This is a genomic window from Nocardiopsis sp. NPDC006198 (genome assembly GCF_040613895.1).
In the GTDB taxonomy this organism is placed as follows: domain Bacteria; phylum Actinomycetota; class Actinomycetes; order Streptosporangiales; family Streptosporangiaceae; genus Nocardiopsis; species Nocardiopsis tropica.
In genome coordinates, this window is the sequence record NZ_JBEXSY010000076.1 from 1 (window position 1) to 18,643 (window position 18,643).

16 protein-coding genes and 1 tRNA gene are annotated in these 18,643 nt (G+C 72.4%); 10 read left to right on the plus strand and 7 right to left on the minus strand.

Annotated elements, in window-relative coordinates; genetic code table 11:
• Positions 1–424: 424 nt before the first annotated feature.
• The 3 genes from ABZ234_RS30020 to ABZ234_RS30030 form a co-directional block, all read right to left on the minus strand.
• Positions 425–889: a MarR family transcriptional regulator gene (locus tag ABZ234_RS30020; protein ID WP_267948621.1), complete on the minus strand. Its 465-nt coding sequence runs from the start codon at positions 887–889 to the stop codon at positions 425–427.
• Positions 890–1,000: 111 nt separating this feature from the next.
• The gene (locus ABZ234_RS30025) at positions 1,001–1,963 is read right to left on the minus strand and encodes an aldo/keto reductase (RefSeq protein WP_355014260.1); all 963 of its coding nucleotides are present in this window, start codon (positions 1,961–1,963) and stop codon (positions 1,001–1,003) included.
• Between the two features lie 107 nt (positions 1,964–2,070).
• Positions 2,071–3,363 (minus strand): AMP-dependent synthetase, encoded by a 1,293-nt coding sequence (locus tag ABZ234_RS30030; RefSeq protein WP_355014261.1) that lies wholly within the window; start codon positions 3,361–3,363, stop codon positions 2,071–2,073.
• A gap of 548 nt (positions 3,364–3,911) precedes the next feature.
• On the opposite strand from ABZ234_RS30030, the gene ABZ234_RS30035 reads away from it, so the two are divergent.
• From ABZ234_RS30035 to ABZ234_RS30045, 3 genes are all read left to right on the plus strand, one after another.
• The gene (locus ABZ234_RS30035; RefSeq protein WP_355014262.1) at positions 3,912–5,186 is read left to right on the plus strand and encodes a glutamate-5-semialdehyde dehydrogenase; all 1,275 of its coding nucleotides are present in this window, start codon (positions 3,912–3,914) and stop codon (positions 5,184–5,186) included.
• Between the two features lie 262 nt (positions 5,187–5,448).
• On the plus strand, positions 5,449–6,420 hold the full coding sequence (locus tag ABZ234_RS30040; protein ID WP_267948625.1) for a hypothetical protein: 972 nt from the start codon (positions 5,449–5,451) through the stop codon (positions 6,418–6,420).
• A 302-nt stretch (positions 6,421–6,722) separates the two neighbouring features.
• Complete coding sequence (locus ABZ234_RS30045) at positions 6,723–7,460, plus strand: alpha/beta hydrolase fold domain-containing protein (RefSeq protein ID WP_355014263.1); 738 nt, start codon at positions 6,723–6,725, stop codon at positions 7,458–7,460.
• A 118-nt stretch (positions 7,461–7,578) separates the two neighbouring features.
• Here the strand turns inward: ABZ234_RS30045 and ABZ234_RS30050 are convergent, their stop codons facing one another.
• The gene (locus tag ABZ234_RS30050) at positions 7,579–8,652 is read right to left on the minus strand and encodes a M48 family metallopeptidase (RefSeq protein WP_355014264.1); all 1,074 of its coding nucleotides are present in this window, start codon (positions 8,650–8,652) and stop codon (positions 7,579–7,581) included.
• 233 nt (positions 8,653–8,885) lie between these two features.
• On the opposite strand from ABZ234_RS30050, the gene nadD reads away from it, so the two are divergent.
• The 4 genes from nadD (at position 8,886) to ABZ234_RS30070 (ending at position 10,765) form a co-directional block, all read left to right on the plus strand.
• The gene (nadD, locus tag ABZ234_RS30055; RefSeq protein WP_267948628.1) at positions 8,886–9,539 is read left to right on the plus strand and encodes a nicotinate-nucleotide adenylyltransferase; all 654 of its coding nucleotides are present in this window, start codon (positions 8,886–8,888) and stop codon (positions 9,537–9,539) included.
• 17 nt (positions 9,540–9,556) lie between these two features.
• Positions 9,557–9,955 carry a ribosome silencing factor gene (rsfS, locus tag ABZ234_RS30060; protein WP_267948629.1) on the plus strand — a complete coding sequence of 133 codons (399 nt, stop codon included), beginning with the start codon at positions 9,557–9,559 and terminating at the stop codon, positions 9,953–9,955.
• Between the two features lie 37 nt (positions 9,956–9,992).
• Positions 9,993–10,616: a histidine phosphatase family protein gene (locus tag ABZ234_RS30065; RefSeq protein ID WP_344184026.1), complete on the plus strand. Its 624-nt coding sequence runs from the start codon at positions 9,993–9,995 to the stop codon at positions 10,614–10,616.
• A gap of 76 nt (positions 10,617–10,692) precedes the next feature.
• A tRNA-Ala gene (locus ABZ234_RS30070) sits at positions 10,693–10,765 on the plus strand.
• 426 nt (positions 10,766–11,191) lie between these two features.
• Here ABZ234_RS30070 and ABZ234_RS30075 read toward each other — a convergent pair.
• A complete protein-coding gene (locus tag ABZ234_RS30075; RefSeq protein WP_355014265.1) occupies positions 11,192–12,424 on the minus strand; it encodes an epoxide hydrolase family protein in 1,233 nt (410 codons plus the stop codon).
• A 63-nt stretch (positions 12,425–12,487) separates the two neighbouring features.
• Between ABZ234_RS30075 and ABZ234_RS30080 the strand changes: the two genes are divergently transcribed.
• Complete coding sequence (locus ABZ234_RS30080; protein WP_355014266.1) at positions 12,488–13,465, plus strand: YafY family protein; 978 nt, start codon at positions 12,488–12,490, stop codon at positions 13,463–13,465.
• A gap of 158 nt (positions 13,466–13,623) precedes the next feature.
• A complete protein-coding gene (locus ABZ234_RS30085; protein ID WP_344184029.1) occupies positions 13,624–14,262 on the plus strand; it encodes a dihydrofolate reductase family protein in 639 nt (212 codons plus the stop codon).
• Positions 14,263–14,323: 61 nt separating this feature from the next.
• Here ABZ234_RS30085 and ABZ234_RS30090 read toward each other — a convergent pair whose 3' ends face one another.
• Both ABZ234_RS30090 and ABZ234_RS30095 read right to left on the minus strand, forming a co-directional pair.
• Positions 14,324–15,946 (minus strand): glycoside hydrolase family 13 protein, encoded by a 1,623-nt coding sequence (locus ABZ234_RS30090; RefSeq protein WP_355014267.1) that lies wholly within the window; start codon positions 15,944–15,946, stop codon positions 14,324–14,326.
• Positions 15,947–16,057: 111 nt separating this feature from the next.
• Entirely contained in the window at positions 16,058–17,080 is a 1,023-nt protein-coding gene (locus ABZ234_RS30095) for a LacI family DNA-binding transcriptional regulator (protein ID WP_267948635.1), read from the minus strand.
• 220 nt (positions 17,081–17,300) lie between these two features.
• On the opposite strand from ABZ234_RS30095, the gene ABZ234_RS30100 reads away from it, so the two are divergent.
• On the plus strand, positions 17,301–18,608 hold the full coding sequence (locus tag ABZ234_RS30100) for an ABC transporter substrate-binding protein (protein WP_267948636.1): 1,308 nt from the start codon (positions 17,301–17,303) through the stop codon (positions 18,606–18,608).
• Positions 18,609–18,643: the final 35 nt, after the last annotated feature.

The following is an 18,643-nucleotide window of genomic DNA, read 5'->3' on the forward strand; positions in this document are numbered from 1 at the left end:
ATCATCACGTGCGCGGTTCCGGGCGGGCCCGTGCGCTGAGCTTGCCCCGCACCCCGTCGAGCAGGGCGTTCAGACCGAACTGGAAGGCCGCCGTCGTGGGCGGCCGAACCCGGGGGTCGGCCTGCGGGAACCGTGGTGATACCGCGTCACCGCGTCGCTTCATGCGCGGGGCCGGCCGCGCCGGGCCTGGTCGGGTTCGTCTGGTTCACCGCGTCGCTTCGCGCACGGGGCCGGCGGACGCGCCCGGCGCCGTCTCCGGCGGCGCGCTGTCAGGGGCGGGGGTTCCGGGACGCGGACCCCCGCCGCGTCGGTCCGCCGGGAGCTCCCGGGGAGCGGGCGGCGGACCGCTCCGACCCGGGGCCGGCTCCCGCACGCCCGGCCCGCGCCGGAGGGGATGCCCAGGGGGCGCCGGCGGGGACCGGCCTCACTCCTCGCCCAGGTCCGCCAGTTCGGTACGGCTCTCCGCCGAGACCTCCGCGCACCGGCTGAGGAAGCGTACGAACTCGCCCTCCTCCTCGCGGCTGAAGGCCTCGCTCAGACGCATCTCCACCCGGATCGCGACCTCGTCCGCCTTGGCGAGCAGCTCCCGCCCGCTGGGCGAGAGCCGTGTCTCCAGGATGTGGGAGTGCAGCGGATGGGGCTTGCGCTCGATGAGTTCGCGCCTGCTCAGGGTCGCGAGCACGGAGGACATCGTCTGGGGGGTCACCAGGCACCGGCGGGCCAGGATCGCGCCTGAGGCCCCCGGCTCCTCGGAGAGTACGAGGAGCACCGTGTACTGGGGGACCGAGAGGTTGAACTGCCGCAGAACGGCGTGCTTCGCAGAGATCAGCTCCTGCTCGGCGCGCTTCAGGTGATGACCGATCCGCTGGTCCATGGGAAGCTGGGTCATCTGGGAATCGTATCTCAGGGCGCTCGTCCCTCCGTGCTCGTCGGCCGTTCGTCAGGTCGGCGTCGGGGCGGCGCCGGGAGCGGCTCAGGGCCGCCCCCGGCTGGGGGAGGATCAGTACCGCGCGCCCGCGGTGGCGTCGGCGATGGTGTCGAGTTCGGCGATGTCCTCCGGGGAGAGCACCAGGTCCGCGCCGCCGACGTTCTCGTCCAGGCGTTCGCGCCTCTTGGTCCCCGGGATGGGGACGACGGGCAGTCCCCAGCGCCCGGCCTGGGCGTGGACCCAGGCCAGGGCCACCTGTCCAGGGGTCGCTCCGTGCGCGTCGGCCACGCGCCGCACGATGGCGAGCAGCTCCTGGTTGCGCACGGCGTTCTCGCCGGAGAAGCGCGGCTTGCCGCGGCGGAAGTCGTCGGCGGGCAGCTCGTCCACCGGGGGCAGCGCCCCGGTGAGGAAGCCCCTGCCCAGGGGGGAGTAGGGGACGAAGCCCACGCCGAGCCGCGCGCACTCGCCGATCACGGACTCCTCCACGTCGCGGCTCCAGAGCGACCACTCCGTCTGCACCGCGGCGATCGGGTGCACGGCGTGGGCGGCGCGCAGCTCGTCGGCGCTCACCTCGGACAGCCCGAGGTGGCGCACCTTGCCCCGGGCGACCAGTTCGGCCATGGCCCCGACCGTCTCCTCGACGGGGACGGAGGCGTCGCGCCGGTGCATGTAGTAGAGGTCGATCGTCTCGATGCCGAGGCGGGAGAGGCTGGCGTCGCACGCCGCGCGGACGTATTCCGGGTCCCCGCGGTGGCTGCGCGCGCCGGTGGCTCTGTCGCGGACGATCCCGAACTTGGTGGCGAGGACGACCTCCTCCCGCCGTTCCCGGACGACCTTGCCCACCAGCTCCTCGTTGGCACCGTGTCCGTACATGTCCGCGGTGTCCAGGAAGTTGAGGCCCAGGTCGAGGGCGTGGTGCAGGGTGGCGAGGGAGTCGGCCTCGTCCCCCGGTCCGTAGAACTCGCTCATCCCCATGCAGCCCAGTCCCTGGGCGGAGACGGTGGGTCCGTCGGTGGTCAGCGGAACAGTCCGCATGCGCACTCCTGTGGTCGGTGCTCGTGCTCGACGCGACTCAGGGACGGTGCCACTCGGGGATACGACCGGGGTGCCGCGGACGGCGCGTGCGACCTGTCCCCCTGAATCTATGTCGAGAAGGTATCATAAGAACCCTGATCCTGAATCGATATCGATGGGATCTGGAGGCGTCCCCCTTCGCGCACCAGGAAGTCGGGGGCCGTGCCGTCCGGACGTTCCCGCAGCATGTGCCGGGAGACGATGACCTCGAAGGACTCGGGCGCCTCCTCCGTGGCCTCGGAGAGGCCCAGGGACTCGGACAGCACGTGCTGCCGGATCCACTCGCCGGTGTAGAGGTCGGGCTGGGTCTCCGGGCGGAGCCTGACGCGCAGGTGGAGCCGCTCGTCCTCGGTGTGGGGGTCGACGAGGACGACCTGGGCCGCCTCGACCGAGTCGAGCCGCAGGGCCAGCGGCACGAGGTCGAGGGGGGAGACCACGCGGCTGAGCGGTCCCATCGGGGCGTCTATGCGGCTGTGGGTGCGCACCGCGGGGCCGGGCAGTCCGCAGGCGCAGGCCGCCCACTCGGCCTCCACGCCGGTCTCGTAGCGCAGCAGCGGGACGACCGCCTTCTCGTGGACGACGGTCACCAGCATCCGCCCGTCCACGATCTCCGTGAACTGGTGGGGGAGCGGGTGGAGGGTGTCGTTGGCGCAGTCCGGACCGCTGTGCCCGATGATCCAGGTCTCCGATGAGCCGAAGAGCGACCACGTGCGCAGGTGGGGGAAGTACGTCCGGATCAGCGAGCGGGTGGCCGCGTCCATGGCCGGTCCGCTCCACAGCACCTTGTGCAGGAAGCCCAGGTCGCGCCCGGACGCGGCGCAGTAGCGCAGCAGGCTCCGGAAGGTGTCGAGCGTGGTGCCCAGGGCGTTGACCCCGTGGCGCTCGAACAGTTCGAGGTAGGCGTCGATCATCTGGTCGGTCGGCGCGTCCATGGAGAGGGTGGGCACCCCGGCCCTGGCGGCGAGTCCGTTGTGCAGGTCCTGGCAGGCCCGCATGTGGAAGGGGGTGCCGAGGGTGGTGAACAGGTCGCCCGGCTCGAAGGGGCGCACGTGCGGCGCGATCTCGTCCAGGTACAGGTCCGCCGGCACCGCTCCCATGCGCATGGTCGACCGCGTGCCGCCCATGACGTGCAGGGAGGCCCGGGTGAGGGCGGACGGGTCGGTGCGCACCAGGGTGTCGATCGCCCTGCCCAGTTCGTCCCTGCCCAGGGTGGGGAGGTCGAACAGGTCCGGCGCGGAGCCCCCCGCGGTGTGGCCGAGGTACTTCTCCCGCAGCACCGGGATCCTGGACAGCTTGTCCAGCGCCCGCGCCGGGGACGGCGCCTCGCCGTGAGACGTCCGTGAACCGAAATTCGTCGTCATTGTCGCACTCGCGTTCCTGGTGTATTCGGGTGCGGTCGAACATGTGCGTCCGTGCGGCGGCGGTGCCGTTGAAGAACCCGAAGAAGTGAGAAGTGTTCTGGATTTGTCGTCCAGTCGCCGGCGGTGCGGGGCACGGCTACCTTCGCAGGGCATCCAGTCAGGAGAATGCGACGATATCCCGGGGACTGCCGGAGACCCCTGTGACCGGGCGGACACCATTGGTCATCGTGCGTCGTCGGGGCCGTTTCCGGAGTCGGACGATTACTTTCCCGTACAAGGTGACCTTCGTCACTCGCCCCCCTCGTGGGGGTCACCCTCGGTGACCGGGGTGGGGGCGGGCACCGGCCCCCGCCCCGGACACGCCGAGGTGGCGGACCGGACCGGGCGCGCGCGGCCCGCACGGCCGACTGCGGCCTGTGGACGGCCCGCCGGAGGGCGGGCCCGCGCTATACGCTGGAGGGGTTCACCCCGGACGGTGCCCCACGCTCCCTTCGACGCGGCAGGGCGGGGCGCTCCCCGGGCTGGTCTCCCAACCAAGAGAGAGCACCATGAGTGACATCGAGCGCGAGGTCCACGCGGTAGCCGAGCGGGCCGGGGACGCGGCGGCCGAGCTCGCCCCGCTCAGCCGCGCGGTCAAGGACGCCGCTCTGGTGGCGATCGCCGACGCGCTGGTCAAACGGGCCGGCGAGATCACGGCGGCCAACGCCGAGGACGTCGAGCGGGCGCGCCGGGACGGCACCTCCCCCGCCATGGTCGACCGGCTCACCCTCACACCGGAGCGGATCGAGGCGATCGCCGACGCCGTCCGCGAGATCGTCGAGCTCCCCGACCCGGTGGGCGAGTCCGTGCGGGGCGGGGTGCTGCCCAACGGCCTCGACCTGCGCCAGATCAGGGTTCCGCTCGGTGTCATCGGCATCATCTACGAGGGCCGCCCCAACGTCACCGTGGACGCCGCGGCCCTGTGCCTCAAGAGCGGCAACGCCGCGCTGCTGAGGGGCTCGTCCTCCGCCTACGCCTCCAACACCGCCATCGTCGGCGTCCTGCGTGACGCCCTGGCGGGGACCGGGGTCCCGCAGGACGCCGTCCAGATGGTGCCCGGCCGCACCCGCGAGTCCTCCACCGCGCTCATGCGGGCGCGCGGGCTGGTGGACGTGCTCATCCCGCGCGGCGGCGGCTCCCTGATCCGGGCCGTGGTCCGCGACTCCACCGTTCCCGTGATCGAGACCGGCGAGGGACTGTGCCACGTCTACGTGGACGCCGACGCCGACCTCGCCAAGGCGGTGGCCATCGCCACCAACGCCAAGGCGCAGCGCTGCTCGGTGTGCAACTCCGCCGAGACCCTCCTGGTGCACGAGGCCGTGGCCGACGCCTTCCTGCCCCGGGTGCTGGACGCCCTGGGCGGGGCCGGGGTCACCGTGCACGGCGACCGGCGGGTGCTGGAGGCCGCGGCTGCCCACGGCGCCGGCGCGGACGTGGTCGAGGCCACGAAGGAGGACTGGGCCACCGAGTACCTGTCCATGGACCTCGCCGTGCGCGTCGTGCCCACCATCGACGAGGCGATCGCGCACATCCGCCGGTACTCCACCCGGCACACCGAGGCGATCGTCACCGACTCGCTGAAGGCCTCCCGGTACTTCGTGTCCCGGGTCGACTCCGCCGCGGTCATGGTCAACGCCTCCACGCGGTTCACCGACGGGGGGGAGTTCGGCTTCGGAGCCGAGATCGGCATCTCCACGCAGAAGCTGCACGCCAGAGGGCCCATGGGCCTGACCGAGATGACCTCCACCAAGTACGTGGTCACCGGCGACGGCCACCTGAAGTAGCCGGGGGACTCCGAAGGGCCGCCCGGCGACCGGGCGGCCCTTCCGTGTTCGCTCGGAAACCATGTGTAACCGCACGTGGTCCGGAACCCATTGGCATCTGGAATGTTTTCCCGCTGGAAACCTGGACAGAAGCGAATCTTCTCAAAGGAAGTATTCCCAAAGCGACGGCAGGTCGGTAATTTCACAGTGGTGTCTCACGGCGCTCTCCCCGCTCTCCTCACGGAGCGCCGCCCCCACGGTCACGACGAAAGGAATCCCCCGCATGAAGCTCCGGAGCAAGGTCGCGGTCCTCGCCACGACAGCCCTGGCCGTCGGCGGCGTCACCCTGATGGCCTCACCGGCCCAGGCTGACCTGGTCACCCTCTGCTCGGGTCACGGCGGTGCGGTCACCCTGCCGACGGACCTCGCGGTCCCGGCCGGCAAGAACTGCTTCCTGGACGGCACCGTCATCCAGGGCGACATCACCGTCCGGCAGGGCGCCAACCTCCACATCGTCGGCGGGGAGGTCGAAGGAGAGGTGATCGTCCAGAAGAACGCCTACTTCGACGCCTCCGACACCACCGTCGGCGACCGCGTGGTCAACCGCGGTTCCTTCGGCACCTACCTCGAGGAGAGCTCCACGGGCGCCGCCCTGCGCACCGTCCCGGTCGAGGGCGGCAACACCGACGGCTTCGCCTTCGTCGTCGACTCCTCCGTGAAGAGCGTCAACGCCGAGGTCGGGGCCGTCTACGTCTCCGGTTCCCGGATCGGCGGCGCGGTCACGGCCGACGGCGTCGAGTACGCCGACATCTACGACTCGGTGGTGCGCGGAGCGCTGACCGTCACCGGCCCGACCGCCGGCGGCATCCTCTGCGACAGCGAGGTCATCGGCGCGGCCACCTACACCGGCGGGACCGGCCCCGTCGCGGTCGGCGCCGGTGAGACCGGGGGCTTCTGCTCCTCGGTCAACTACATCGACGGCGACCTGAGCGTCACCGGTGTGGGCGGCGGCGTCTACGTCGACAACAACATCGTCGGCGGCGACCTGGTCACCTCCGACAACTCCCCGACCGCCCAGGTCGGCGACAACAACCGCGTCCGCGGCGGCATCGTCACGGAGGAGGTCGCCCTGCGCAGCCTCGCCGCAGCCGTGACCGAGGAGTTCGAGGCGCACGAGGAGAACCTGGTCGAGGAGGTCGAGACGGCCCGCGCCGAGACGATCGACGAGGCCATGGCGGCCGGACCCGCTTTCTAGAGCGGCATACGCCACGCAGGTACCGCGACGGCGCCGACGGCCCAGGGCCGTCGGCGCCGTCCCGTGCCCGGGCCGGGCCCCGCGCGGGGTTCGACCTGCACGAACCGCTGTGCGGCCCGGACGCCGGCGCCGCACGGCAACGCCGCCGGAGGCCCGGGGCCCGGGGCCCGCGGCCGGTGGGCGCGGGCGGCCCGGACCCGGGCCGCACGCGCGGCGGCCCCGGGGCGCGGGTGCGCCGGGCGGGGCAGGACGCCCGTTCGCCGGCGTCCGGGAGCGACCACCCCGACAGCGAGGAGCAGCGCGTGCCCACCACCGTGTCCTACGGCGACCACCCCAGCCGGAGCGTCCACCGCTGGGAGCCGGAGGGCGCCGGCGGACCCGCGCCCGTCGCCGTCCTGCTGCACGGCGGCTGGTGGCGCGACAGGCACGACGCCGCCCTGATGGATCCGCCGGCCCGCGACCTCGCCTCCGCCGGGTGGGCGGTGTGGAACATCGAGTACCGGCGTACCGGGGACGACGGCGGCGGCTGGCCGCAGACCCTCGACGACGTCGGCGACGCCCTGGCGTACCTCGCCGACGCGGCCACACGCGAGCCCGAGCGGTACGACCTCGGACGCGTGGTGTGCGTGGGGCACTCCGCCGGAGCACATCTCGCCCTGCTCAACGGCCTCGCGGAGGGTGGGACCCCGGTGACCTCGGTGGTCGCCCTGGCCCCCGTCACCGACCTGGAGCGGTCCGCCCTGGCGGGGCTCGGCGAGGGCGCCGTCGTCCCGTTCCTCGGGCCGGACCCCACCGCGGAGCTCTACCGGGTCAGCTCGCCGGTACGGCGTCCGCTGACCGGCCTGCCGCAGCTGGTGGTGCACGGGGACGCCGACCAGCGCGTCCCGGTCGAGCACAGCCGCGCCTACGCGGACGCGGTGCGCGAGGCGGGCGGCACCGTGGAGTACCACGAGGTCCCCGGGGCCGACCACTTCGCCGTCATCGACCCGCGGGGGCCCGCCTGGGAGGTGGTCCGCGCGTACCTGGCGCGGACGGGCTGATCCGGGCCGGCGGGCGGCCCGCCGCCCGCGGACGCGGGAGGGGGCGGCCCGGCACGGACCGCCCCCTCCCGTCCGTCGTCCCGCCTCCCCGCGCGGGTCCCGGGCGCGGGGCACAGGGTCAGGAGGACCCGTTCGCCCCGTTCGTCCCGCTCGCGCCCTGGTCGGACCGGGCGGAGCCGTTGCGCCACCGGTCGGCGACGTTGTCGAAGATCTTGCCGCCCGCGCTGGCCGCGCTTCCGGCCACGTCGCGCAGGGTGCCCAGGAGCGGGTCCCCCGAGCGCTCCCACGACTCCTTGTAGGACTTGGCGGCGCTGCGGGCCTCCGCGCCGACCCTCGCCTCGCGGTCGGAGGAGCGGCGGGGGTAGTCGCCGCCGATGATCCGTTGGTAGGAGCCCTCCTCGATCCACCGGTGCAGCTCGGCCAGGCGGACCACCGCGAACGGGTGGGTCTGCCCCATCAGGCTGATCAGCTTGAGGAAGCTGTCGCGGGCGTCGCCGCCGGACTCGTACTCGCGCGCCTGCTCCAGGAACGCGTCGGGGTTCATCTCGACCAGGGTCGAGCCGCCCGCGAGCTTCATCAGCGCGCGCTTGGCGGCCTCGGGGTTCTGGGAGGCCAGGACGCCCGCGCGGTCGCAGGAGAGCTCGGACTTGCGGTACCACTCCTCCAGCGCGGCGACGATGGCCTGGAGGCCGATGTAGCCCAGGGGCACCCACGCCACGCGGGTCGCCAGCCTGATCAGGGCCAGCAGCATGGTGCGGTACACGGCGTGGCCGCTGAGGATGTGCCCGACCTCGTGGCCGATGACGAAGCGCTGCTCCTCGTCGTCCAGCAGGTCGAACAGGCCCGTGGTCATCACGATGAAGGGCCGCTGGCTGCCGATCGCCATGGCGTTGGGCTTGGGGTTCATCTGGATGTAGAGCTCGGGGACCTCGTCCATGTCCAGGACGTAGGCGGCGTCGCGGACGTAGTCGTGGACGTGGGGGAACTGGGTGGGGCCGACCCGGACGGCGCTGGACAGGAACATCAGTCTGAGGGCGCGTTCGTTGAACAGCCCGGACATGCGCTTGAACACCTCGTCGAACCCGCGCAGCGAGCGCAGCGCCACCAGGGCCCCACGGTCGGCGGGGTGCTCGTAGGCGCGGGGTGAGATCTCGGAGAGCCGGACGCGGACGCGGTCTGGTGTGTTGGCCATATCGGCATGCTATGCGGCCCGATGGCGCTTGGCCACGGTTTCGACCTTCGAGATATGACGCGATTGCCGGGGTGCTCCGACACGCCCGGGAAGCAGGCCGAGAAGGTCGCGGTTGTTCCATTGAAGGGAACAAAACGGGAGGAAGGGGCCGCCAAAGGCGCCCGTCGTCGGCTAACCTCGGTTGGCCGATCCCGGCAAACACGACCCACGTCCACGGCGAAACGGAGCGCACAGTGGCGCACGAGGCTCCAGGCGTCCTCCCAGGTGAAGGCCTCCCTCCACGGCGGAGCGGCGCCGGCCCCACCAAGGTCGGCATCATGGGCGGCACCTTCGACCCCATCCACCACGGGCACCTCGTGGCCGCCAGTGAGGTCGCCCACCTCTTCGGCCTCGACGAGGTGGTGTTCGTGCCCACGGGGCAGCCCTGGCAGAAGGACCCGGCCAAGGTGACCCCCTCCGAGGACCGCTACCTGATGACGGTCATCGCGACCGCGGAGAACCCCCAGTTCCGCGTGGACCGTGTCGAGATCGACCGCTCGGGGCCCACCTACACCCTCGACACCCTCCGCGAGATGCGCTGCAAGTACGGTCCCGAGGTGGAGCTGTACTTCATCACCGGGGCAGACGCGCTGGGCGCCATTCTCAGCTGGCACAACGTCGACGAACTTTTCGATCTCGCGCATTTCGTAGGCTGTAACCGTCCCGGTCACCATCTCAGTGACTCAGGACTGCCCGAGGGCAAGGTCTCCCTGGTGGAGGTCCCCGCGCTGGCGATCTCCTCGACCGAGTGCCGGGAGCGGGTCCGCAAGGGCGAACCCATCTGGTACCTGGTCCCCGACGGCATCGTTCGCTACATCCACAAGACCGGGCTCTACCGGGACAGCTGAAAGGCAGCAAGTACAACGTGACAGCCACCGACAGGGCTCTTGAGCTCGTCAGGGTGGCGGCCGAGGCCGCCTCCGACAAGCTCGCCCAGGAGATCATCGCCTACGACGTCAGCGAGCAGCTGGTCATCACCGAGGCGTTCGTGCTCTGCTCGGCCCCCAACGACCGCCAGGTGCGCTCGATCGTCGACGAGGTCGAGGACCAGCTCCGCCTGAAGGGCGGCGTCAAGCCGCTCCGGCGCGAGGGCGAGCGGGACGGCCGCTGGGTGCTCCTGGACTACGCCGACATCGTCGTGCACGTCCAGCACGAGGAGGAGCGCGGCTACTACGGCCTCGAACGGCTGTGGAAGGACTGCCCCGAGATCGAGCTCCCCGAAGGGGCGCGCGGAGCCGAGCGCACCGCCCTCGACGAGCAGTAACCCTTTCGGACCCACCCCGAGCGGAGAGAAACACCCTGTGAGCGACACCCCTCGCGTGCTGTTCTGGCGGCACGGACGCACGGCCTGGAACGTGGAGAACCGCTTCCAGGGTCAGACCGACATCGAACTCGACCAGGTCGGCCACGCCCAGGCCCGGCGGGCGGGCGGCCTGCTCGCCTCGCTCGGCCCCGACGTCATCGTCGCCTCCGACCTGAAGAGGGCCGCCGACACGGCCGGGTACCTCAGCCGCGCCACAGGGGTGCCCATCGAGTTCGACAAGGGACTGCGCGAGCGGTTCGGGGGGTCCTGGGAGGGGCGGACGGGGGCGGAGCTGTCCGCGCGCTGGCCGTCCGAGCACGCTCGGATGGCCATCCCGGACGGGGAGCCCATCTCCGAGGTCGGCGACCGCATGCGGGCGGCCGTCGACCGGGGACTGGCCAGAACCCCGGCCGGGGGACTGCTCGCGGTGGTCAGCCACGGTGCGGCCGTACGCATCGGGATCGCCCGCATGCTCGGCATCCCCGACGAGCAGCGCGAGATCCTGGGCCCCCTCAGCAACTGCTCCTGGTCGGTGCTCCAGGAGCGCCGGGGGCAGTGGCGGCTCATGGAGCACAACGCGGCGAGCCTGCCCGAACCCGTGGTCCTCAGCGACGACGCCTGAAACCGTTTCGACGTTCTCGCCGGATTCCGCTATGGTTCTGGGAGTCGTGAGGGCGAAAGCCCCCCGACTCCCACACGGGGCTATGGCGCAGTTGGTAGCGCGCCTCCATGGCATGGAGGAGGTCTGGGGTTCGAATCCCCATAGCTCCACGCGACTCTGGGACGACCCTGCTCGGAGGCCTTCGGCCTCCTCGCAGGGTCGTCTTCGTCATGTCTGCCGGGGGGAGACCCCCCGAACCCCCCGAGGCACCCCCCTGGGGTTGGGGTCGCGGTGATCGGCGGGCGGTGGTACCGCACCTGTCGACGGGGATGTCGTCCGTCCGTCGCGGCGTTTTCCTGCGCACAGGTCTTGCTGGCCTGCGTTCTCCGGGACGACCCTGCTCGCGCGTGACCGCGCTCGCCGGGTCGTCCTTCGTGTTTACCGGGGGGAGACCCCCCGAACCCCCCGAGGTGACCCCCTGGGGTTGGGGTCGCACTGATCGGCGGGGCGGCGGTACCGCACCTGTCGACGGGGATGTCGTCCGGCCGTGGCGGGTCCCCCCGGGGCCGCGGGAAGCGGCCCCGAGGGGACCGGGGTCAGGGCAGCGCCCGGAAGAACGCGCGGACGTCCTCGACCAGGAGCTCCGGCTCCTCCATGGACAGGAAGTGGCCGCCCCGGCCGAGCTCGGTCCACCGCACCACGTGGTGGTCCCGCTCCGCCCAGCGCCGCACGGTCACGTCCTGCGAGGAGACCAGCACCCCCGTCGGCACCGTCCCCCGCTCGGGGGCCCAGCCGCCGGCCTCCCAGCCCCCGTCCGTCCCCCCGTCCGCCGTCTCCCCGCTGTCCCATCCGCTCGCGGAGTCCTCACTCCAGGAGCTCGCGGACATTTCCTCGTAGTAGATCTGCGCGGACGAGCCCGCCGTGCCGGTCAGCCAGTAGAGCGACACGCACGTGAGCATCCGGTCGCGGTCGAGGGCGGCCTCGGGCAGGGCCTCCTCCGGCTCGCTGAGCTCCTTGAACTTCTCCACCATCCAGGCGAGCTGACCCACGGGCGAGTCGTTGAGCCCGTAGGCCACCGTCTGGGGGCGCTTCGCGTTGCACTGGAGGTAGCCGTCGTTGTAGTCCTGCATCGACTTCCACCGCTCCTCCTCCACCCCCGTCAGGCCCTCGGTGTCGCCCTCCGCGACGGGGAACGTGATCATGGCGTTGAGGTGCACCCCGAGGACCCGCTCCGGCGCCTGCCTCCCCACCTCGGGGGCGACCCACGAGCCCGTGTCGTAGCCATGGACGCCGTAGCGCTCGTAGCCGAGCCGAGACATCAGACCGACCATGACCCCGGCCATCCTGGCCGCCCCCATCCCGGGACCGGCCAGCGGCGTGGAGGGGCCGAACCCCGGCAGGGACGGGACGACCAGGTGGAAGGCCTCCGCCGGGTCGCCCCCGTGGGCGCGCGGGTCGGTGAGCGGACCGATGACGTCCAGGAAGTCGGTGACCGCCCCGGGCCAGCCGTGCAGCATGAGCAGCGGCGTGGCGCCGGGCTCCGGCGAGCGCACGTGCAGGAAGTGGAGGTTCTGCCCGTCGACGACGGTGGTGAACTGGGGGTGGGCGTTGAGCTCCGCCTCGCAGGCCCGCCAGTCGTAGGCCGAACGCCAGTACTCGGCCAGCTCCCTCAGGTATCCCACCGGGACGCCGCGGTCCCAGCCCACCCCCGGGACCTCGTCCGGCCACCGTGTGTTGCCCAGCCTCTCCGCGAGGTCGGTCAGCTGTTCCTGCGGAACCTCCATGCGGAAGGGCCGGATCTCCTGCTGGTCCTGCTCCGTGTTCGTCATGGGTGGAAGCCTAGGAACCGGTTAGGTCGGATCCGTTCCCAACCGGAGGGGAGAATCGGATCCATGGCAGAAACCTCGACGCGCCTGCTCGCGCTGCTCTCGCTGTTGCAGGCCCACCGCGAGCGGTCCGGCGCCGAGCTGGCGGAGCGGCTCGGCGTCACCGCGCGCACGATCCGCCGCGACGTGGACCGCCTGCGGGGGCTCGGCTACCCGGTGCACGCGACCAGGGGCACCGCCGGGTACCGGCTGGGGGCCGGCGCCGCGATGCCGCCGCTGCTGCTCGACGACGAGGAGGCCGTCGCCGTGGTGGTGGGCCTGCGCACCGCCGCCGACGGCTCCGTCAGCGGCGGCGAGGAGGCCTCGCTGCGCGCGCTCGCCAAGCTCGAACAGGTCCTGCCCCCGCGTCTGCGCAGCCGGGTCGACACCCTGCACGGCGCCACCCTGCGGGCCGGGGCGGAACCTGGGCCGACCGTGTCACACGAGACGCTGATGGCCGTCGCCGAGGCCTGCCGGCGCAGGGAGCTCCTGCGCTTCGGCTACACGAGTCCGCGCGGGGATCCGACGGTCCGGACGGTCGAACCGCACAACCTGGTCAGCTTCGGCCGGCGCTGGTACCTGGTCGCCTTCGACACCGACAGGCAGGACTGGCGAAGCTTCCGCGTGGACCGGCTCACCCCCCGGACCCCCACGGGCCCCCGGTTCGTCCCCCGCGAGCCTCCCCACGGCGACGCGGCCGCCTACCTCGCCCGTCAGCTGTCCTCGGAGACCTGGCCCTTCCGCGCCGTCGTCAGGCTGCACGCCTCCTCCGAGGCCGCCGCCGACCGCGTGTGGCCGGGCATGGGTGTCCTGGAGGCCGTCGACGAGCACAGCTGCCTGTTCCACGTGGGCTCGGAATCCCCCTCCGATCTGGTCTGGATGATCACGTCGGTGGGATTGGACTTCACCCTGGTCAGCGGACCGGACGGACTCGCCGACGCCTTCCGCGACCAGGCCGCCCGCTGCACGGCCGCGGTGGAGGACGGCCCGTCCCGGGCGCGGTGAGGCCCCCGGGGCAGGGGTCTCCAGGCGCGGGCGGGCCCCGCCCGAGGCGCCGGGGGCGGCCTCCGTGTCGTCCCCTTCGGCATGTCGGGGCCCTGACCGGCGGAACGGCGTCATGATGGAGACGGGAACGGGGGCCGGTCGGCGGGACAGGAGAGACCATGGAACTCAGCGTCAACACCTTGCTCAGCCTCGACGGCGTGATGCAGGGGCCGGGTGCGCCGGACGAGGACACCAGCGGCGGCTTCACCAGGGGAGGCTGGCTGGTCCCCCACGCCGACGAGGACATGGGCCGGATCGTGGACGGGTGGTTCGCCGCGGGGGAGGCGCTGCTGTTCGGCCGCTCCACCTACGCCATGATGCGCGACTACTGGCGGGAGGTCACCGACCCCGGGGACCGGGTGGCCACGGCGCTCAACAGCCGTCCCAAGTACCTGGTCTCGACCACCGCGGGCCGGACGGGCGCGGACTGGGGCGACACCACGCTCATCGCCGAGGACGTCCTCGGGAGCGTGCGGGCGCTCAAGGAGCGCCCGGGCGGCGAGATCCAGGTCCACGGCAGCTGGCGGCTCGCCCGGGCCCTCCACGCGGCCGGGCTGGTCGACGTGTTCCGCCTGCTGATCTTCCCGACGGTCGTGGGAGACGGCAAGCGGCTGTTCGACGAGAGGACGGAGCCGCTCGGCTTCACCGTCGAGGGGAGCGCCGCCACGCCCGCCGGGCTCCTCTCGCTCACCCTGCGCCCCGCGCCCTTCACCACCGGCGGCTTCGGGGTCGTGGACGGGCGTGAGACGGTCCTCTGACGGGGGCCGCCGCGTGCGGCGCCCGCACCGGCCGGGGGCGGGTTCCGCGGGCGCCCGCCCCTCAGACCCGGCGCAGCCAGACCGCGGCGTCCCCGGGAAGCCGCCCGTCCAGCTCCGTGCTGGCCACCAGCACCTCGCCGGGCGGCAGCTCCACGGGCTCCCGGCCCGTGTTGACCAGGACCAGTACCCCGGGCCCCCTCCAGAAGGCCAGCACCGGGCCCTGGTTCAGCGTGTCGTCCCAGACCAGGGTCCGGTCCGCGCAGAAGTCCGGGCGGTGCGCCAGAGCCCTCCGGTACAGGTTGAGCACCGAGCCGGGGTCCCCGGACTCGGCCTCCACGGACCACCGTCCCCAGCCCTCGGGCTGGGGGAGCCAGGAACCGCCCGTACCGAACCCGTACGAGGGGCCGTCCGGGGTCCACGGCAGCGGTACCCGGCACCCGTCGCGCCCCTTGTCGGTGCGGCCGCTGCGCTCCCAGCGGGGATCCTCCAGGGCCTCGGCGGGCAGGCCGGCCGCCTCGGGCAGGCCCAGCTCCTCGCCCTGGTAGACGTACGCGGACCCGGGCAGTGCCAGCTCCAGCAGCGCGAGCGCCCGGGCCCGCCGGGTCCCCAGCTCCAGGTCGGGCTCGGGGTCGCGCCCGTCCGAGAGCAGCCACGCCCCCTGGTCGGTCCCGCGGGGCAGTCCCAGCACCGACACCGGGCGCACGACGTCGTGGTTGCCCACCACCCACGTGGGCGCCGTGCCGACGTGCGCGGCGTCCGCGATCGACGCGTCGATCACGCGGCGGTAGGAGTCGGCGTCCCACTCCGTCCTCAGGAAGTCGAAGTTGAACGCCTGGTCGAGCTCGTCCGGCCGGGTGTACAGCCGCCGCCGGTCGCCGGGCAGCCACACCTCGCCCACCGTGGCCCGGGGCGGGTCGAACTCCGCCAGCACGCGGCGCCAGTCCCGGTACACCTCGTGGACCCCGGGCCGGTCGAGGAGCGGGTGGTCGGGGTTGGCCGCGATGTCCTCGAACCGGCCGCCGTCCACCAGGACCAGGTCGCGCAGCGGCTCACGCAGGTCCTTGACCAGTGCGTAGGCGACGTCGATGCGGAACCCGTCCACCCCGCGCCCGCTCCAGAACCGCAGGATGCCCCGGAACTCCTCGCGCACCCTCGGCTCGTCCCAGTTCAGATCGGGCTGCTCGCGCGCGAACAGGTGCAGGTACCACTGGCCGTCCTCCACGCGCGTCCACGCCGGTCCGCCGAACGTCGACCGCCAGTTGGTCGGGGGGAGCCCGCCGTCCTCGCCCCTGCCGTCGCGGAAGACGTACAGGTCGCGCTCGGGCGAGCCGGGGCCGGCGGCCAGGGCGTCCCGGAACCACGGGTGCTCCTCGGAGGTGTGGTTGGGCACGATGTCGACCATCACGCGCAGGCCGAGTCCGTGCGCGGCCGCCACCATCGTGTCGAAGTCCTCCAGGGTGCCCAGCTGCGGGTCCACGGCCCGGAAGTCGGACACGTCGTACCCGCCGTCCGCCCACGGGGAGGCGTAGAACGGCGACAGCCAGATCCCGTCCGCGCCCAGGTCGGCGATGTGGCCGAGCCGGGCGGTGATGCCGGGGAGGTCACCGACCCCGTCCCCGTCGGAGTCCGCGAAACTGCGCGGGTAGATCTGGTAAAGGACCGCGTCGCGCCACCACTGCTGCATGGTTCCCCTTCGCTGATCGGGTGTTCGGGCCGTCGTGCGGGTCGTCGGCGGGCCGTGCGGGCGCCCCGCCCCGGCGCGCTCACGCCGTTGCCCCGTCCCCGGGGACCGGGGTCAGGTGGACAGCCCCCGCGCGCCCCGGGGGGCCGCGGTGGACTGCCGGAGGATGATCTGGGTGGGCATCTCCACGTGCGTGTCGGTCCGGGCCTTCCCGTCGAGGATGCCCACGGTGAGCCGTCCGGCGGCCAGGCCGGTGTCGTAGGGGGCCTGGTCCACGGTCGTCAGGTCCAGGACGGCGGCGGCGTCGTGGTTGTCGAACCCCATGAGGGAGATGGAGCCGGGCACGCGGACCCCCGAGCGCCGCAGGATCCGGTGCGCGCCCATCGCGATGTCGTCGAACTCGGCGAGCACCGCCGTGGGCGGGTCCTGGTCGGACAGGAGCTCTCCCATGGCGAGCTCGCCCCCCGCGTGGCCGGTCGCCTTGCCGACGCTCCAGGGCGCCAGGCCCGCCGTGGCCATCGCCGCCCCGTACCCCTCGAGCCGGTGCCGGGAACTGGTGCTGGACCACTCCTCCCGCCGGGCCCCGATGTAGGCGATACGGGTGTGCCCCAGGTTGAGCAGGTGCCGGGTGGCTCCGGCGGCGCCCGCGCGGTCGTCGATGTACACGCTTGCCCGCCCCGGGACGCACTGGCCCACGAGCACCACGGGCACCCCGACGTCGTCCAGGCGGTGGCACTCGTCCTCGGACAGGTCCATCGACACCGTGACGACGGCGTCGGAGTTGCGCCGGAGGGGGAGCGCGCGCGTCCAGCCCTCGCGGGCCCGGGTCTCGCCGACCTGGTACACGAGCATGTCGAGGTCCGCCTCGCGCAGCGCGTCGCTGACCCCCGACAGGACCACCCCGAAGAACCACGGCTGGAGGAAGGGGACGACCACCGCGACCCGGCCCGTGCGGCCGGTGACCAGACCCGAAGCGTTCCGAGAAACCACGTAGGAGAGTTCGTCCGCGGCGCGCTGGACGCGCAGGCGCACGTCGGGGGCGACACCGGGGGCGCCGCGCAGGACACGGGAGACCGTCGAGAGCGAGACGCCCGCCCGGTGGGCGACGTCCCGCATGCTCGCGGGTTGGCTGGACATGCTGCCTACGTTAAGAGTGTGGCCCGTGTCATGGCAACGTTTTCAACGAGTCTGCCGACACGAGGAACGCCATTCCCCCTGTAGCAGGCAGATCCGGATAAGTTTTGTGTTGACTGGATCACATGGCGGTGGCATCGTTTTCGCACGACCCCGGGGGGATGACCCAGGACACACTCGACGGCGCGCGCCCGGCCACCGCCCGGCGCGGAAGGAGAGAGTCATGTCAGAGCTTTCACGCCACAAGAGGTACGCGGTGCGCACCGGTGCGGCGGGCCTGGCCGCACTCGGCCTGACACTGGCCACCGCGTGCGGAACGCCTCCGGGGGAGGGGTCGGAAGAGGAGGGGGAGAGCGCGGGGCTCGCCGAGGACCCGCAGTTCGTGTGGGCGGTCACCGGCGCCGACCGGCAGGTCCACGAGGAGGTCGCCCGCCTCTGGAACGAGAGGAACCCCGACCGGCAGGTCGACATCTTCTTCCTGGCGCCGACCGCGGACGAACAGCGGCAGGCCATGTTCCAGGACCTCCAGAGCCAGGCCGGGGAGTTCGACGTCCTCGGCCTCGACGTCATCTGGACCGGCGAGTTCGCCGACTACGGGTACATCGAGAGCCTGGAGGACCTGAGATCCGAGGTCGACGGCGTCAGCCTGGACGGCGCCGTCGACAGCGCGCAGTGGCAGCAGGAGCTGTACGCGCTCCCGTACTCCTCCAACGGAGCGTTCCTCTACTACCGCACCGACCTCGTCGACGAGCCCCCCGCCACGTGGGAGGAGCTGTACGAGACCGGCACCGAGGCCGCCGAGGAGGCCGGCATCTCCGGCTACGTCGGCCAGGGCGACCAGTACGAGGGGCTCGTCGTCAACTTCCTCGAGCTGTACTGGTCCGCGGGAGGGGAGCTGTTCGACGACGCACAGTCGCAGAGCACCTTCCTGGAGGGCGACGCCGCCACCACGGCGCTGGACTTCATGACCGAGGCCTACGACAGCGGCTTCTACGCCGAGGGGTTCGACTCCATGGTCGAGGACGACGCACGCGCCCTCTTCCAGGCCGGCGAGGCCGTGTACATGCGCAACTGGCCCTACGCCATCCCGCTCCTGGAGGGCGAGGGAGGCGAGGAGAGCGCGGTCGCCGACGACTTCGCCGTGGCTCCGCTGCCCACCTTCACGGGCGAGGGCACGACCAGCGCGCTCGGCGGGCTCAACAACGCGGTCAGCACCCTGAGCGAGAACAAGGACCTGGCCCGCGAGTTCGTCCTGTGGGCGGCCACCGATCCCGAGGCCCAGGACATCCTGGCCACCAACAGCCTGCCGCCGACCATGCAGAGCGCCTACGAGGACACGGAGGACCCCCACCTGGAGGTGCTCGGCGAGATCCTCGGCGACGCGCACGCGCGTCCGCCGGTGCCGGGATACAACTCGATGTCGCTGGTCATGCAGGAGAACCTGCACGCCGCCTACCTGGGGCAGGAGGACCCGGCCGCGGCCCTGGAGGCCGTGGACCGGTCGGCCGACGAAGCCCTAGAGCAAGAGTAGGTCCGATGGCGAAGACCCAGAGCGTCAGTACGCGC

Bases quoted from the DNA above. Each gene is read 5' to 3' on its own strand.
- ABZ234_RS30020 (WP_267948621.1), bottom strand. From the start codon at position 889: ATGACCCAGCTTCCCATGGACCAGCGGATCGGTCATCACCTGAAGCGC.
- ABZ234_RS30025 (WP_355014260.1), bottom strand. From the start codon at position 1,963: ATGCGGACTGTTCCGCTGACCACCGACGGACCCACCGTCTCCGCCCAG.
- ABZ234_RS30030 (WP_355014261.1), bottom strand. From the start codon at position 3,363: ATGACGACGAATTTCGGTTCACGGACGTCTCACGGCGAGGCGCCGTCC.
- ABZ234_RS30035 (WP_355014262.1), top strand. From the start codon at position 3,912: ATGAGTGACATCGAGCGCGAGGTCCACGCGGTAGCCGAGCGGGCCGGG.
- ABZ234_RS30040 (WP_267948625.1), top strand. From the start codon at position 5,449: ATGAAGCTCCGGAGCAAGGTCGCGGTCCTCGCCACGACAGCCCTGGCC.
- ABZ234_RS30050 (WP_355014264.1), bottom strand. From the start codon at position 8,652: ATGGCCAACACACCAGACCGCGTCCGCGTCCGGCTCTCCGAGATCTCA.
- ABZ234_RS30075 (WP_355014265.1), bottom strand. From the start codon at position 12,424: ATGACGAACACGGAGCAGGACCAGCAGGAGATCCGGCCCTTCCGCATG.
- ABZ234_RS30080 (WP_355014266.1), top strand. From the start codon at position 12,488: ATGGCAGAAACCTCGACGCGCCTGCTCGCGCTGCTCTCGCTGTTGCAG.
- ABZ234_RS30085 (WP_344184029.1), top strand. From the start codon at position 13,624: ATGGAACTCAGCGTCAACACCTTGCTCAGCCTCGACGGCGTGATGCAG.
- ABZ234_RS30090 (WP_355014267.1), bottom strand. From the start codon at position 15,946: ATGCAGCAGTGGTGGCGCGACGCGGTCCTTTACCAGATCTACCCGCGC.
- ABZ234_RS30095 (WP_267948635.1), bottom strand. From the start codon at position 17,080: ATGTCCAGCCAACCCGCGAGCATGCGGGACGTCGCCCACCGGGCGGGC.
- ABZ234_RS30100 (WP_267948636.1), top strand. From the start codon at position 17,301: ATGTCAGAGCTTTCACGCCACAAGAGGTACGCGGTGCGCACCGGTGCG.